Below are 15,359 nucleotides of genomic sequence, written 5' to 3'. Positions count from 1 at the left end.
AAAATGACAGATTCAGTGATCAAAGGTTTCCCGAAGGGTTTTCTGTGGGGTGGTGCGGTTGCCGCGAATCAGGTTGAGGGGGGCTGGAATGTCGGTGGCAAAGGATTATCTACTGCTGACATGGCAATTCATAAAAAAGATCTTAAACGCGAAGAGTATGAGAAACATTATAAAATCAGTAACCAGCAAATAGAAGAAGCTATTGCCACTCAGGATGCCAGCAACTATCCAAAACGCCGGGGTATCGATTTTTATCATCGTTATAAGCAAGATATTGCTCTGTTTGCCGAGATGAACTTCAAAGTATTGCGAGTCTCCATTGCCTGGACGCGTATTTATCCTAATGGTATTGAAGAGCAGCCCAATGAAGAGGGCTTGCGTTTTTACGATGAACTGTTTGATGAAATGCGCAACAATGGGATTGAACCCTTAGTCACGCTTTCACATTATGAAATGCCTATCTATCTGGTTAATCATTATGGCGGCTGGAGTAATCGGATCACGGTCGATCTATTTGAGAAGTTCGCTATAACAGTTTTAGAGCGCTATCAAGAGAAAGTAAAATATTGGCTAACCTTTAATGAAATCGACAGCTTAATTCGCCATCCATTTACCTCTGGTGGGATTGTCACTGAGCGTTTCCCAGCAGATGAAGTTGAATCAATTATTTATCAAGCGTTGCACCACCAATTCGTTGCCAGCGCATTAGCAGTTAAACACTGTAAGCGAATTTCGCCTGATGCCAAAATAGGTTGTATGCTGACTCGTTTACTGACTTATCCGGAAAGTTGTGCGCCAGAAGATGTATTACTGGCTTATCAGGAAAACCAGCTAAACTATTTCTTCTCTGATGTGCAAATCCGCGGTCGCTATCCACGCCACATGACGCGCCGCTTTGCAGAAAAAGGCATTAATATCGTCATGCAACCGGGTGATGAGGAGATCCTGCAACAACATACTGTTGATTTCCTCTCATTCAGCTACTACATGTCACTGGTCACCAGTGTTAATGCTGACAAGATGGATAAAGTGGGGGGGAATATTGCCGGTGGCGTTAAAAACCCCTACTTGAAAACGACCGACTGGGACTGGCAAATTGACCCCATTGGCTTGCGTATTGCATTAAATGATATGTACGACCGCTATCAGATCCCACTATTTGTGGTGGAGAATGGCATGGGTGCTGTCGATCAGATTGATGAAAACCATCAAATCAATGATGATTATCGTATTGAGTTCTTCCGTTCTCATTTAAAAGAGATGAAAGAGGCGGTTAAGGATGGGGTCGAATTGATGGGCTACACCTCATGGGCTCCTATTGATCTTATTAGCGCATCAACGTCAGAAATGAATAAACGTTACGGTTTCATTTATGTTGATCAGGATAATGACGGCAATGGCACCCTGGAGCGCTACCGCAAAAAAAGCTTCTATTGGTATCAAGATGTTATTAGCACCAATGGCGAAAATTTATAGTCTTTAATTAGTAATAGTTTTCCGTCACTAAAAAGCCAGTCAGTGAAAGCTGACTGGCTGGTTATTTTTGCGGATTAACTTATCACTCGGTTGGCGCTATCTCTGCTTTGCCAGCCAGCAAGCTCAGGAAATCATAGCGTCTTTTTAGGTCTTCCTCGGCGGCGGCATACAGCTGCGCGGCAACCTCTGGCTCTTGGGTATTGAGTCGGCGGAAGCGTTGCTCCTTAAGCAGCGTGGTAGTCAGGTCGCTGCTCGGTGGGCGAGAGTCCAGCGCCAGGGCGGCTTTACCCTCTGCTGTGCGGCGCGGATCGAAACGATATAGCGGCCAGAAACCGGTGGCGGTTAATTGTTTCATCTGATCATGGCTGTAGGCCAGATCGTAGCCGTGCTCCTCACAAGGACTGTAGGCGATAATCAGTGATGGGCCGGGGTAGGCTTCCGCTTCCTGAATGGCTTTCACCGTTTGATTGAGCTGTGCGCCGAGGGAGATCTGTGCCACATAAACATGGCCGTACATCATCATGCTGACGCCTAAATCTTTGCGCGCCTTGCGTTTTCCATGCTCACCAAATTTAGTGACAGCGCCCAGTGGCGTGGCTTTGGATTGCTGACCGCCGGTGTTGGAGTAGCATTGGGTGTCCAGCACCAGCACATTGACGTTTTCTGTCAGGCTCAGCACGTGGTCAAGGCCGCCAAAACCGATGTCATAGGCCCAGCCGTCGCCGCCAATTAGCCAGATAGATTTATCCACCAGATAATCGGCGTCGGTGGCTAATTGCTGCGCATCACTGCCGGGAATATCCACTAACAACTGGCGCAGTTGCATCACCTGCTGGCGGCGAACTTCAGGAGGGGCCTCCTCATGGAGCAATTGCGTGACCAACTCCGGCGGCAGTTGGCGGGCCAGCTCATTGATCAAGCGAGTGACACGTTGGCGATGTTGATCAACCGTCAGGCGGAAGCCCAAACCAAACTCGGCGTTATCTTCAAACAGCGAGTTAGCCCATGCCGGCCCTCGGCCCTCGGCATTGGTGGTATAGGGGGTGGTCGGCAAGTTGCCGCCATAAATGGAGGAGCAACCGGTGGCATTGGCAATCAACAGGCGGTCGCCATATAACTGCGTCAGCAACTTAATGTAGGGGGTTTCACCGCAACCGGAACAGGCGCCGGAGTACTCAAACAGCGGCGAAATCAGCTGTGAGGTGCGGATATCAATGCGCTCCATTTGCGTTTTATCGATCTCCGGCAACTGGAGGAAGAAGTCATAGTGGCCTCTCTCTGCCACCAGATGCTCCAGCCGTGGTTTCATGTTGATGGCTCTGATTTCAGGGTTTTGGCGATCTTTCGCCGGGCAGACTTCGTAGCACAGGTTGCATCCGGTGCAATCCTCTGGCGCGACTTGCAGCACATATTTTTGTCCGCGCATATCGCGCGCTTTAACATCCAATGATTGTAGGCTCTCTGGTGCACCAGCCATTGCATCCGGTGGTATCACTTTGGCGCGGATTGCCGAGTGCGGGCAGGCGGCGACACAATGGTTACATTGGGTACAGAGGTCGGGCTGCCAGATAGGGATATTTTCCGCGATATTACGTTTTTCCCAGGCTGTGGTGCCCAGCGGCCAAGTGCCATCGGGCGGGAAGGCGGAGACCGGCAGCGCATCACCCAGACCTGCCAACATGGTTGCGGTGACGGTTTTGACAAAATCGGGCGCCTGATCGGAGACAATAGGCGGGCGCATCGGGCTGTGCTCATTAATAGGTTGCAGCGGAATTTCCACCAGTGCTGCCAGCGTGGCATCCAGCGCCTGCCAGTTGCGGGTGACAATTTCTGGCCCCTTATTGCTGTAGCTGCGTTCAATGGCGGTGCGTAACTGCTCTTGCGCCATCGCGCTGGGCAGGATTTGTGTCAGATGGAAGAACGCCATCTGCATCACGGTATTGATGCGCGCACCCAGCTTGCATTCACGGGCGATTTTCGCGGCATTAATCACAAACAGACGCGCATTGCGCTGATGCAGCACCGCCTGAACTTCCTGCGGCAGTCGCGGCCACATTTCATCGGCGCTAAAAGGCGTATTAATCAGAAAAATACCGCCGGGCTTCAGTCGTTCAGCCATTTGGTAGATATCGATAAACTGCAATTGGTGGCAGCCGACAAAATCGGCGTGACTGACCAAATATGCGGAGTTGATCGGCGTTTCGCTGACGCGCAAGTGTGAGACCGTCAGGCCGCCGGCCTTTTTCGAGTCGTAAACAAAATAGCCCTGCGCATAGAGCGGGGTGCTGTTGCCGATAATTTTGATACTGTTTTTGGTCGCCGAGACAGAGCCGTCACTGCCGAGGCCATAAAATAGCGCTTCCAGTGTGGCCCGCTGTTCGATTGTCTCATCACTCAGTGGCAGTGACAGACCGGTCACGTCATCAAAAATCCCTACCGTGAAGCGCGGACGCGGTAGATCCAGGCACAGCTCTTGGAAAATGGCGAGTGCACAATCGGGGCCAAACTCTTTGGAGGATAGACCATAGCGGCCACCAATCACCTTCGGCAAGGTGGCGCGTTCACCACGGCTATAAGCCTCCGCCAATGCCGTCATGACATCAAGATAGAGCGGCTCCGCTAAGGCTCCCGGCTCTTTGGTGCGATCCAGCACTGCAATTTTTGTCGCCGATGGCGGCAATACACTCAGCAAATGTTCAGCAGAGAAGGGGCGGAATAAGCGCACCTTCAACACGCCGACTCTCTCGCCACGGGTCAGCAAACTATCAATCACCTCTTCACAGGTGCCGATAGCGGAACCCATCAGAATAATCACACGATCAGCTTGTGGGTGGCCGTAATATTCAAATGGCTGATATTCGCGCCCGGTTGCTTCAGCAAACGCCTGCATGGCATCGGCAACATGCTGATATGTCTGGTTATACCAGGGGTTAGTGGCCTCACGGGATTGGAAATAGGTGTCAGGGTTGGCTGACGTGCCGCGCACCACTGGATGATCCGGCGAAAGCGCGCGGCTGCGGTGAGCGTCGATCCCTTTTTGCGGCAGTAGCTGGCGCAGGGTGTCATCACTGAGAGGGACAATTTTATTGATTTCATGGGAGGTGCGAAAACCATCAAAGAAATGAATAAAAGGAATGCGGCTATTAAGTGTCGCCACTTGAGAAATTAGAGCAAAATCCTGCGCTTCCTGCACGCTGCTGGCACACAGCAGGGCGCAACCGGTCTGGCGCACCGCCATGACATCGGAGTGGTCACCAAAAATTGACAGCGCGTGGGTTGCAATGGTGCGGGCGGCCACATGGAGCACAAAGGGGGTCAGCTCGCCGGCCAATTTGTACAGTGTGGGGATCATCAACAGCAATCCCTGCGAGGAGGTAAAGGAGGTCGACAGTGCGCCGGTTTGCAGTGCGCCATGTACGGTGGCGATGGCCCCACCTTCCGACTGCATCTCCACTACGCGGGGCACATCCCCCCAGATATTCACTTTGCCGTCACCCGACCAGGCATCAGCTTGTTCGGCCATGGTGGAACTTGGCGTAATAGGGTAGATAGCAATCACTTCACTGGCACGATAGGCTACAGAAGCGACGGCACTGTTACCATCAGTTGTAATCATTAATTTGTACCTTCACATTGCTTATTATGCAGAGAACAGGTGTCATGCATAGAAAATGGATATTGGGCGTATCTGACCGTTAACGGATTATTTGAACTAATAGCAAAATTCTAGCAGAGCGCATTTTTGCCAGTTATCGCATTTGTGTGGCGATAAGCTGGCAAGGAATAAGCGGGGGCGGCTGAATGGGGATATTTGTGAAATAATTGTGAAGCAGAGCGGGAGTTAATGACCATTTACACCTGGGTGGGCATAATGTCAGCTCAATAGTGAAATGAGAGAGTAGCCATGAACGGTTTCATGTATTTATTGATGGCAATTGTGGCCGAGGTGGTGGCAACCACGATGTTGAAAGCCTCCGAGGGTTTTACCCGCCTGGTGCCCTCGGTGGTGGTGGTGATTGGCTATGGTATTGCTTTTTGGGGGCTTTCGCAGGTGGTAAAAACTATGCCATTGGGCATTGCTTATGCCATTTGGTCAGGATTGGGGATTGTTTTGGTGTCAGTTGCCGCCACTTTTCTCTATCAGCAAAAACTGGATTGGGCGGCGATTGCGGGTATGACGCTGATTATTGCCGGCGTGCTGGTGATTAATTTATTATCCAAAACACCGATGCATTAATAAGAGAGGGTGGAGACGGGGAGCACATATCCACTTTATATCTCTGCGCTATCGCGGGTTAGCGGTAACGCAGAGATCAATAAACTGGGTTATCGATTAATAGATCAATTATCTGATATCTAATTTATGTATTCCCTCGATAGCCAATAATTTTTCATAAATCTCGTGCAGGTTCTTTTTCGGTGACAGCATCACTTCCATGGTGAGTTCACAGTCAATTTCCCCTTTTTCATGTTTTTGAGTGACTGACAGATTAATGGGTTGTAGCTGTAGTTTTTGCAGAGCCACCAAAATACGCGGGACACTCTCCGACAGCAGCTTAATAGAGACAAAATGGTGCTGACCGATCAGTCGGTTACTTAATTGGCGGAAGATCTCCAGCACCACCAGTGTCACTAGCGTGCCATAAATCCCAATTTCATAAAGTCCGCTACCAATCACCAGACCGATAGCGGCAGTGACCCACATTCCGGCGGCGGTGGTTAGCCCTTTTACCATCTGCTTTTGAATCATGATGGTCCCGGCACCAAGGAACCCCATGCCGCTGACGACTTGTGCTGCTACACGGCTGGGGTCAAAGCTGACGTGTTCCAGTGTCAATAGATCCTCAAAACCATATTTTGACACGATCATAAACATGGCACTGCCAATACCCACCAGAATATGGGTGCGTAACCCGGCCTCTTTAGCCCGCAATTGACGTTCAAAACCAATTAACCCACCTAGCGCTCCCGCCAGGGTAATTCGTAGCAGTAGATCAGTAATCATCATTATTCCCTTTTATTTTGTATCAACTCTAGGTCGCTGATTCTCTATCTGATTAATATCAATTTAATCACTTTCTCAACATTTAGGCGGCAAGATACCCTGATAATTAGGCTATTCGCTTTATGCTAAGCTAAATTAAATGAGGGTATTTATGCTTATTTGTGTTGTGTTTTAATGATAACAGATATTATATAAGCCAATTATAGCGCTATATATCTCTTATGCCGGAGCAAAAGAATGAATTTATTATCTTGGTTTGTCGGTGGCGCCGTGTTTTTTTTAGCCGCTTGCAGCAGCAATGATCCTACCGATACCGTATCAAACAACAATGCTTATGAGCCAGTGCAGCAGGCCACCAGTGCCCACACTAATGTCAGCATGGCTAATCCCGCGTCACTCAATTGTGCCAATGCCGGGGGTGTATTAACCCTGGCTAAGCAACTAAATGGCAGTAGTGTCGGGATGTGTCAGTTGCCCGATGGTAAGCGGTGCGAGGAGTGGGCGTTGATGCGTGGTGCTTGCCCAAGTCGCTAACGGATGCCAGCTCATCGGGATGCCACTATTAGGCCCCTCCATGGGCCGCGCCGCTATAGTTAATCAGGCGGTAATGATATCAAACGGTAATGATATTCGGGCAAGGTTCACCCTTTTTTAACTGAGCAATATTCTGCATGGTGGTGGCAGAAATACTGGTCAGCGCTTCTTCGGTTAAAAATGCCTGATGGCCAGTAAATAACACGTTATGACATGAAGAGAGGCGGCGGAAAACGTCATCCTGAATCACGTCATTGGATTTGTCTTCAAAGAACAGATCGCGTTCATTTTCATACACATCCATACCGAGTGCGCCAATTTTTTGCTGTTTCAGCGCTTCAATGGCGGCCACCGAATCGATCAAACCCCCACGGCTGGTATTGATGATCATCACGCCATCTTTCATTTGGTCAAATGATTGCTTATTCAGCAGATGGTGGTTCTCTGGGGTCATCGGGCAGTGTAGCGAGATAACATCAGATTCGGCATATAAGGTTTTGAGATCCACATACTCCGCGCCCAACTCCAGCGCTTGTGCACTTGGGTAGGGATCGAAGGCCAGCAGACGCATACCAAACCCTTTCAGGATACGCATGGTGGCGACACCAATTTTACCGGTGCCGATAATCCCCGCCGTGCGATTGTGCATATTGAAGCCAATCAAACCCTCCAGCGAGAAGTTAGCATCACGGGTGCGCTGATAGGCGCGGTGAATGCGGCGGTTGAGGCTCAACATCATGCCGACGGTATGTTCAGCAACGGCTTCCGGTGAGTAGGCGGGAACCCGCACCACCTGAATGCCCAGCTCCTTCGCCGCTTCCAGATCGACGTTATTGAAGCCCGCGCAGCGCAGTGCCAGAATCTCGACCCCGACACTCTTCAGCTCTTCCAGGGTAGCGCGACAAGCATCATCATTGACGAAGAGACAGACTGCGTCACAGCCCGCCGCCATCTTTGCGGTTTTCGGCGATAACAGAAAATCGAAAAACTCTAATTCAAAGCCAAAATCTTTGTTGACCAACTCGAGGTATTTGCGGTCATACTGTTTAGTACTGTAAACGGCTAATTTCATCGTGATTTCTCCGCCAAAATAGTGTGATCAATCTAACAGATTTGAATAAATCATACAATTTGCCGCAACAATAAGCTAAGGAGAGCAGTTGTCACTTTTTCATGCCAAAAAAGTCAGGTTTTTATTCCAGTTTTCAATGGCAACAGTGATATTCGAGCTACAAGGGTATCACGCTATATTGTGGTATCTTGCAGCAGCTTAGATTATCGAGATTGCAGTTTAGATTAGTGAGATTAAAGCACACCGTGAGTCAGCGCGGTGATAAAACAGGGCAAGTCATGACTAAATGCGCAAAAATAGTGGGTTGGTTGTTATTGATCAGCGCAATTTCTCTGATCGCGTTATGGAAAACCCTGCCGCAGTGGTTACCGAAAATCGCCCAATACTGGTTGCCGGAAGGGAGCCAACTCACCTTAGCTAGCCCGCCGGTGTGGCAAGATGGCGCATTGCAGCTCCCGCAACTGCGCTATCGGGTACAAGATTGCACACTCGCCAATATCGATGCCCTGAGGCTGGGTTACCACCAAGGCCGCTGGCAAGTGGCGGCCAGTCAGGTGGCGCTGGATACCGCCTGCCTGAGTCAATTACCGAGCAGTGGCGAGCGCGCACCGCAAGATTTAGCCTACTGGCAGCAGCAGCTTTCGGTGCTGGATCTCGATATCGCCAATTTACAGATTACGCCGTGGCAGCAATATGCCGGTAAATTGACCCTCACCTCATCGAGCCAAGATAGCGCTCGCCCACAGCAGAAGTTTAGTCAAGAGTTGCGCTATCAGGGCCAACAATTGAGCTTTGCCGCGATACTGGATGAAAATCAGCAGCTTAGCCTGCATCAATTCTCAATTGCGGTGCCCGGCACTCCGCAGCCGTTTGAACTTAGCGGCAAGATTAAAATTCCACTGTCGCTGGATGATTGGCCTGAGCAGGGGGCGCTTGACGGCGTATTGACCACCGGCTATCTCTCCAAACCGCTGTTACTGAACCTGAGTTGGCAACAGCAGCAAGGGGTGCTAACCCTCACTGAGCGCGGTGACGACGCCCCGCTGGCGCGGTTGCCGTGGCGTGTATCAGCCAATCAAATTCAAATTGCTGGTGGACAGTGGCAGTGGCCCTATGCCCAGCAACCGCTGAGTGGTGGTATTAATCTGACGCTACATGACTGGGATCAGGGGTTGGATCAAACCTCGGTGGATGCGCGCATCAATGTTGTCACCTCCGGCCAAAGTGGTAAGGGCAATGCGGTACTGACCCTCGGGCCAGGCAATTTGAGTCTAACCAACAGCGACTTAATCTTCCAGCTCAGCGGGCAGGCCAATCTGGAGACTATGGTGCTGAATGCCACTATCCCCGGTGTTCTCAGCGGTTCGGTGCTCAATCCAACCTGGGTATTGCACCCCGGCGCTTTGCTGCGCGCCCACGGTAATGTCACACCAGAATTGCGGATAAGGGATGCCCGTTGGCCTCTGGCGGGGGTAAAAGTGACCTCCGCCGGTGTCACGGGGCGTCTACAGGCCATTGTCGATGCACAGGATAGCTACTGGGGCAGTTTCAATTTGCATTTGGATGGTCAGGCGCAGGATTTCTGGCCAGATAAAGGCCAGTGGCAGTGGCGCTATTGGGGCAGTGGTCAACTACCGCCGCTGGCGGCGCGTTGGGATGTCAGCGGCAAAGGGCGCTGGCAGGATACATTGATCACTCTGGATAAACTCTCGACCGGATTTGACCGCTTACAGTATGGATTGGTGAAAGTTGAAGCCCCACGGCTGACCTTGGTCAAACCTCTGAGCTGGCAGCGGGATCATCACCACCCCGCCTTTATTGCCGGTTTTGAGTTGGGGGCGAAAAAAGTTGCATTCAGTGACGGCGGCGGTTATCTGCCCCCGGCGGTATTGTCGCTGCAACTCAATGGTCGTGACCCGGAGAGCTTCTTGTGGCAGGGGAAACTACAGGCGCAGGCGATTGGCCCGATCCCGCTAAGTGGTCGCTGGGATGGCGAGCGCTTACGTGGTGAAGCTTGGTGGCCGAAACAGTCGTTAAAGGTATTCCAGCCGCTGATATCACAAGAGCTAGGCATTAAGCTGCGTGATGGGGAGTTCTATGCTCAAGCGGCTTTCTCGGCAGCCCGTGAGCAAGGTTTTACCGCCGGTGGCCACTGGGTAGTCAAGCGGGGCGGGATGTGGTTAAAAGATGGTGAGCTAAGTGGGCTGGATTTTGTGATGTCCTACCGCTTGCAAGATCACCGCTGGCAGTTGGGGGCCAAACAGCCGGTGATGCTGCGCATTGCCTCGCTCACCAATCTGTTTGACATGCGCAATATTACCGCCGATTTACAGGGTAGTTACCCCTATTCAGAGGAGGCCCCATTGACGCTAAGCAATGTGGGCATGGATATTCTGCAGGGGCATATGAGTTTGTCTGCTTTGCGCTTGCCGCAACATGATGCCGCGGTGCTGAAATTAACCGCCATCGATCTTAGCGAACTCTTTACCGTACTAAAGCCAAAACAGTTTGCGATGTCAGGTAGAGTGAATGGTGAGCTGCCACTGTATCTCAACAATCCACAATGGCTGGTGCGCCATGGCTGGATGGCGAACGACGGCATGGTGACACTGCGTCTGGATCAGGATCTGGCTAACCAAATCGGTGACAGCAATATTGCCGCTGGCGCGGCGATCGACTGGCTACGCTATATGGAGATTTATCAATCGTATGCCAAAGTGGATCTTGATAATCTAGGTCAATTAACGCTAAGTTCGAAAATTCATGGTGTGAATACGCAGAAAAATGCCAAACGTGCGGTCATCTTGAACTATCAACATCAGGAAAATGTCTTCCAACTCTGGCGCAGCTTGCGTTTTGGTGACAATTTACAAGAGTGGTTACAACAAACGCTTTCAATACAACCAACAGCCACACCGGCGAGGACGAAGGAATGAAGATCTTGACAGGGGAACGTATGGCGATGGCTCTGGGTATTTTGCTACTCAGTGGCTGTGTGCGCCTCGAGGTAGCGACTCCGGAAAAACCTATCACTATCAATATGAACGTCAAGATTGAGCATGAAATCCAGATCAGAGTCGATAAAGATGTGGAAAACCTGCTTAAAAATCAATCCAACTTATTCTAAGGAGCCATGATGAACAAGCAAACCTCAGGCTGGATTGGTGGCACTGGCGGGCTGATTCGGCTGATCTTGAGTAGCATGATATTGAGCGGCACTCTACTGTTTAGCTCAATGGCGTTTGCGCTGACATTAGAGCAGGCCAAGCAGCAGGGGCGGGTGGGCGAAACTCTCAGCGGATACCTAGCGCCGGTAAAAAAAGATCCTGAAACACTGGCGCTGGTGGAGCAGATCAATATCGCGCGCACTGAAAAATATGAAGAAGTGGCGCAGAAGAACCACATCTCAACCGAAGATGTAGCTAAGCTGGCGGGGCAGAAACTGGTTAACCGCGCTGCTGCGGGGGAGTATGTGCGCGGCATTAATGGTCAATGGATGAAACGTTGAATATCGCCATCAGCCTATTTCGATCAAACGCCCGGTTTTAATCTGGGCGTTTGATGTTAGCGCTAGCTAATCGTTATTTAATCTTTTCATTCTTTTTCTTATAACGTGATGGCCATATTACCGCAGCATCTATTTCGAGAAAATCCGCTATAATCTTCTCACCTTTTGGCCATTGACGATTAAGGGCATTACTCAGTGTGGATGCGCTTAATCCTGCGCGCCGTGATAACTCTGAAAGAGTCGACCCCTTATTTCGTATCGCTGAGGTGATCTCGGTAGGATTCCAGTCCTTCTTCATAATATATTCACTCCCTTTTTAAAATAACAATCAGATTAATAATGATTGAAATGACAATAAGTCACTCTCATTATTAAATTAGATTTCTGATTGGCTTGGCATGCTAAAGTTATATTGATCTTAAATTAAAGAGTAGCATTATAATATACTTGTTTGAATTGATGTTATTGTGTGTTATAGGACGACGTGTTAATGTTTAATATGTGTTTGGATGGCATTCTTGAGGGTGATAATATTAAGTGGGGGTAATTATGGATGTGAAAAATAATACTATTGAGAAGAGTAGTTCAAATTTAAGACAAGTGTTTTCACATGTGTTTGATTGGAATAAAATGGATGTTAATTACTCGAAAATAGATCTTGGTGGTAAATGTATATTCGCGATGCCAAGTAGTTATGAATGGCATCTAATCTATTTTTATAATGATCTGGATTTGTTAATTAGTGAGCGAGTTGTACCTGGGATTCAATATTGGCATGATTACTCTTCTAAATACTCTGATGTGTTTTTAAAAAACAATAAGATAGGTTTGAAAGTGGATATTTGTACACAGTATAAAAATGTATTCGAACTTCTCTCTATAAATTCTAAGATAAATCTATCACATGCCGATATGATGACTATATTCAAATGGAAACCAATTATTGCCTATTATGCACATCGTATATGGAATCAAGAGCAGGATATTATATTGCCGTTACGGGAAGATATACCTGTTCCTGAGAGTATTCTTGAAAGTTATAATAGCTATTCTGATGAATCATTGGACAGATATCCATATATGCGATTTGGTAATATTTGTTTTACACGCAAAGAAATTATCACCATTCGATTGCTACTTTCTAATCGAAAAGCAAAAGAAATATCTGCAATTCAGCGATGCTCACTTACAACTGAAAATGCGCGTATTCAGCGAATTAAAGAAAAATTAAGTTGTAAACATGATTCATTAATAGAGTTAATTAAGACGCTAAAGGAACATGATATTACTTTATCTTGTTTGGATAGACTTACCGTTTACCCTTGATTTTACATGGCTTTTTTATTTTTTAGATGAAGAGAAAAGGTCGTTTCCTAATAAGGGATCTAATAATTCCAGGAGGTGGTCATGGATGGAAAGAATAATACCATTGAAAAAAACAGTATAAATCTAAGAAGAGTTTTTTCACATAATTTTGACTGGGATAATATGGATATAACTTATGGTGAGGTAGATCTGATTAATAAGCGCATGTTAACAATGCCAAGTAATTATGAGTGGTATTTGATATATTTTGATAATGATTTAGATTTACTCACTAGTGAACGCATCGTACCTGGCATTCAATATTGGCATGATTACTCATCTAAGTTTATGGAGGTGTTATCAAAAAACAGCAAAAGAGAAGCCAAAATTGATATTTGTACGCAATATGACAATGTATTTGAACTTTTATCCATTAATTCCAAGAGTAAACTATCTTTTAATGATGTAATGACTCTCTATAAATGGAAACCAATCATTGCTGATTATGCTCATCGCGTATGGCATCAAGAACGCGATACTATATTACCGTTACGGGAGGAGATACCTACTTATAAAGAGCTTACCAATAAAAAACAGGATTCAACTAACGATCTGCTGGATGTTCACCCTTATATGCGATTTGGCAATGTCCGCTTTACCCGTAAGGAGATGATTACCATTCGATTGCTACTGGCTCATCGTAAAGTCAAAGAGATTGCAGCCATTCAGGGATGCTTAATTACTACTGAACATGCGCGTATTCAGCGAATAAAGAAGAAGTTGAATTGTGAACACCACTCACTAGGTGGCTTATTTAATGCGCTAAAGGAGCATGGCATTACTATCTCCTGCCTGGAGACACTTATTACTTATCCTTAGAAAGGTAATGCATGTCGTCGCTATGGTGATTAAATCAATTAAAGGTAAGGAAAAGCGTGGCCCAGTAAGCAGAGGATATAAGAGCAAAGTACAAATAATAGAAAGGAGATTAAATGAAATGGAAATTTAGATTGGGTGCAGTGGCAGGCAATGCACTGGAATATTATGACATTGCGGTATTTGCTGCCATATCGGTATATTTAACCGCAGAGTTAGAACGTCAGGGGTATTCGCAGGCGACGCAGATGGTGTGGGGGATATTTGCTTTGCGGTTTATTATCCGGCCGGTCGGCGGTTATATTATTGGTCGTTATGCGGATAGAGCAGGGCGAAAATCTGCCCTGATCCTCACCAGTTTTATCAGCGGCAGCGCCACACTGTGTATGGCACTGTTGCCAATTGGTCTGCTAGGCCCTTATACACCATTGGCTATTTTAGTACTGCAGATGGCACTCTCTTTTAGTTATGCCGGCGAGTGGCCAACACTTACTACTTACCTATTTAATGATGCCGCAAATAATGAACGCGCCAGAATATCGGTGCTGATTACGAGTAGTGCGGTGATGGGGGTTATCGCCTCATTACTGCTGGTATTCGTGCTGGAACGATCCCTTGATCCTGTGACAATGCAGACTGTTGGGTGGCGGATCCCATTATTGTTAGGCGTAGTCAATATTGCGGTTAGTTTCTGGTTTCGGGCCAGATTACCGATTCAACCACTAGCTTCCGGGCGTTATCGTCGTGTCAACTGGCGCAAGTCCTTGCAAATATTGCTAATTAATGTTCCAGGTTCCGTGGTGTTTTATGCTCAAAATATGTCAAGTTCCCTTATTCGTGATAATTTGCAACTGGGTGATTTTAAAAGTCTGTATGCCATTCTATCCTCAACACTAATACTCTTTTTTATGCTGATCTGCGGTTGGTTAACCGATAAATATAGCTCATCAGCCAGGGTACTTAATGCTGGGGTGATAGGGCTAATTCTGCTTTCAGTGCCGCTATATTATGTGATATGCAGTAATGTGATTGAGTTAATCTTGTTTGCTCAGCTTATTATCATAATAAATACTGCCATGATATCGAGCACGATGCCGTCGGTATTAGCAGAGGTTGCCGAGGGGCAAACAACCACACTCAGCATGGGTTACAATATCTCATCGACGCTAGCGGGGGGATTAACACCTCTTATTATTAGCTATTTGGTCTCTTATGATCTGGTCTATGCAGGCGGTTATATTGCGTTGTCCGGTTTCTCACTATTACTCTCATATTGGTTATTTAAACCTGATCGCTATCAGAGAAAAACCGAACATGCAGATTAAATAAAACTTATCCTGCTCCCGCCACCGGAGGCAGGATAAAGCTGAGAGGGCGGTTCCGTGTAATTATCGGGTAAACTGAGCAGATAAGAAGCGGGTTTACCTCGCCTCGCAAACAAAAAAATGCCAGTCCGCTATTGAACAGACTGGCATTAGTGATACGACTTCATTTAATAGTACTACTGGGTAAAACGAGGGTAATACAAGGTCACTTCCCCTCGCGCATCAACGGAGACACCCACCGATACGCGAAAGTCATCA

Annotated in this window: 13 protein-coding genes; 9 read left to right on the top strand and 4 right to left on the bottom strand. The window is 47.8% G+C overall.

The window, feature by feature from the left end:
- Positions 1–3 precede the first annotated feature (3 nt).
- Positions 4–1,476, top strand: a complete 1,473-nt coding sequence (locus HRK25_RS16300; protein WP_005270483.1) for a glycoside hydrolase family 1 protein — start codon at positions 4–6, stop codon at positions 1,474–1,476.
- Between the two features lie 82 nt (positions 1,477–1,558).
- On the opposite strand, the gene nifJ is transcribed toward HRK25_RS16300, so the two are convergent.
- Complete coding sequence (gene nifJ, locus HRK25_RS16295) at positions 1,559–5,092, bottom strand: pyruvate:ferredoxin (flavodoxin) oxidoreductase (protein WP_005270490.1); 3,534 nt, start codon at positions 5,090–5,092, stop codon at positions 1,559–1,561.
- A gap of 288 nt (positions 5,093–5,380) precedes the next feature.
- Here nifJ and HRK25_RS16290 point away from each other — a divergent pair, with 288 nt between their 5' ends.
- Complete coding sequence (locus tag HRK25_RS16290; RefSeq protein ID WP_032896240.1) at positions 5,381–5,713, top strand: DMT family transporter; 333 nt, start codon at positions 5,381–5,383, stop codon at positions 5,711–5,713.
- A gap of 108 nt (positions 5,714–5,821) precedes the next feature.
- Here HRK25_RS16290 and HRK25_RS16285 read toward each other — a convergent pair whose 3' ends face one another.
- The gene (locus HRK25_RS16285; protein ID WP_032896243.1) at positions 5,822–6,481 is read right to left on the bottom strand and encodes an MgtC/SapB family protein; all 660 of its coding nucleotides are present in this window, start codon (positions 6,479–6,481) and stop codon (positions 5,822–5,824) included.
- A gap of 237 nt (positions 6,482–6,718) precedes the next feature.
- Here HRK25_RS16285 and HRK25_RS16280 point away from each other — a divergent pair, with 237 nt between their 5' ends.
- Entirely contained in the window at positions 6,719–7,015 is a 297-nt protein-coding gene (locus tag HRK25_RS16280) for a putative hemolysin (protein ID WP_005270498.1), read from the top strand.
- 79 nt (positions 7,016–7,094) lie between these two features.
- Here the strand turns inward: HRK25_RS16280 and HRK25_RS16275 are convergent, their stop codons facing one another.
- On the bottom strand, positions 7,095–8,087 hold the full coding sequence (locus tag HRK25_RS16275; RefSeq protein WP_005270500.1) for a 2-hydroxyacid dehydrogenase: 993 nt from the start codon (positions 8,085–8,087) through the stop codon (positions 7,095–7,097).
- A gap of 278 nt (positions 8,088–8,365) precedes the next feature.
- Here HRK25_RS16275 and HRK25_RS16270 point away from each other — a divergent pair, with 278 nt between their 5' ends.
- From HRK25_RS16270 to HRK25_RS16260, 3 genes are read left to right on the top strand one after another with little or no spacing between them, the layout of a single operon-like run.
- A complete protein-coding gene (locus HRK25_RS16270) occupies positions 8,366–11,023 on the top strand; it encodes a YdbH family protein (RefSeq protein ID WP_032896283.1) in 2,658 nt (885 codons plus the stop codon).
- Complete coding sequence (locus HRK25_RS16265) at positions 11,020–11,214, top strand: YnbE family lipoprotein (RefSeq protein WP_032896245.1); 195 nt, start codon at positions 11,020–11,022, stop codon at positions 11,212–11,214. The genes HRK25_RS16270 and HRK25_RS16265 overlap by 4 nt, the downstream gene beginning before the upstream one ends.
- A gap of 9 nt (positions 11,215–11,223) precedes the next feature.
- The gene (locus tag HRK25_RS16260) at positions 11,224–11,595 is read left to right on the top strand and encodes a YdbL family probable chaperone protein (RefSeq protein WP_032896248.1); all 372 of its coding nucleotides are present in this window, start codon (positions 11,224–11,226) and stop codon (positions 11,593–11,595) included.
- A 73-nt stretch (positions 11,596–11,668) separates the two neighbouring features.
- Here HRK25_RS16260 and HRK25_RS16255 read toward each other — a convergent pair whose 3' ends face one another.
- On the bottom strand, positions 11,669–11,893 hold the full coding sequence (locus HRK25_RS16255) for a helix-turn-helix domain-containing protein (RefSeq protein WP_032896250.1): 225 nt from the start codon (positions 11,891–11,893) through the stop codon (positions 11,669–11,671).
- Positions 11,894–12,144: 251 nt separating this feature from the next.
- Here HRK25_RS16255 and HRK25_RS16250 point away from each other — a divergent pair, with 251 nt between their 5' ends.
- From HRK25_RS16250 to HRK25_RS16240, 3 genes are all read left to right on the top strand, one after another.
- On the top strand, positions 12,145–12,921 hold the full coding sequence (locus HRK25_RS16250) for a helix-turn-helix transcriptional regulator (protein ID WP_005270513.1): 777 nt from the start codon (positions 12,145–12,147) through the stop codon (positions 12,919–12,921).
- Positions 12,922–13,002: 81 nt separating this feature from the next.
- The gene (locus tag HRK25_RS16245; protein ID WP_099460587.1) at positions 13,003–13,779 is read left to right on the top strand and encodes a helix-turn-helix transcriptional regulator; all 777 of its coding nucleotides are present in this window, start codon (positions 13,003–13,005) and stop codon (positions 13,777–13,779) included.
- Positions 13,780–13,892: 113 nt separating this feature from the next.
- A complete protein-coding gene (locus HRK25_RS16240; RefSeq protein WP_005270518.1) occupies positions 13,893–15,101 on the top strand; it encodes an MFS transporter in 1,209 nt (402 codons plus the stop codon).
- Positions 15,102–15,359: the final 258 nt, after the last annotated feature.

This window comes from Yersinia bercovieri ATCC 43970 (assembly GCF_013282745.1).
Classification (GTDB): Bacteria; Pseudomonadota; Gammaproteobacteria; order Enterobacterales; family Enterobacteriaceae; genus Yersinia; species Yersinia bercovieri.
This window is presented reverse-complemented; position numbering and strand designations above follow the sequence as displayed.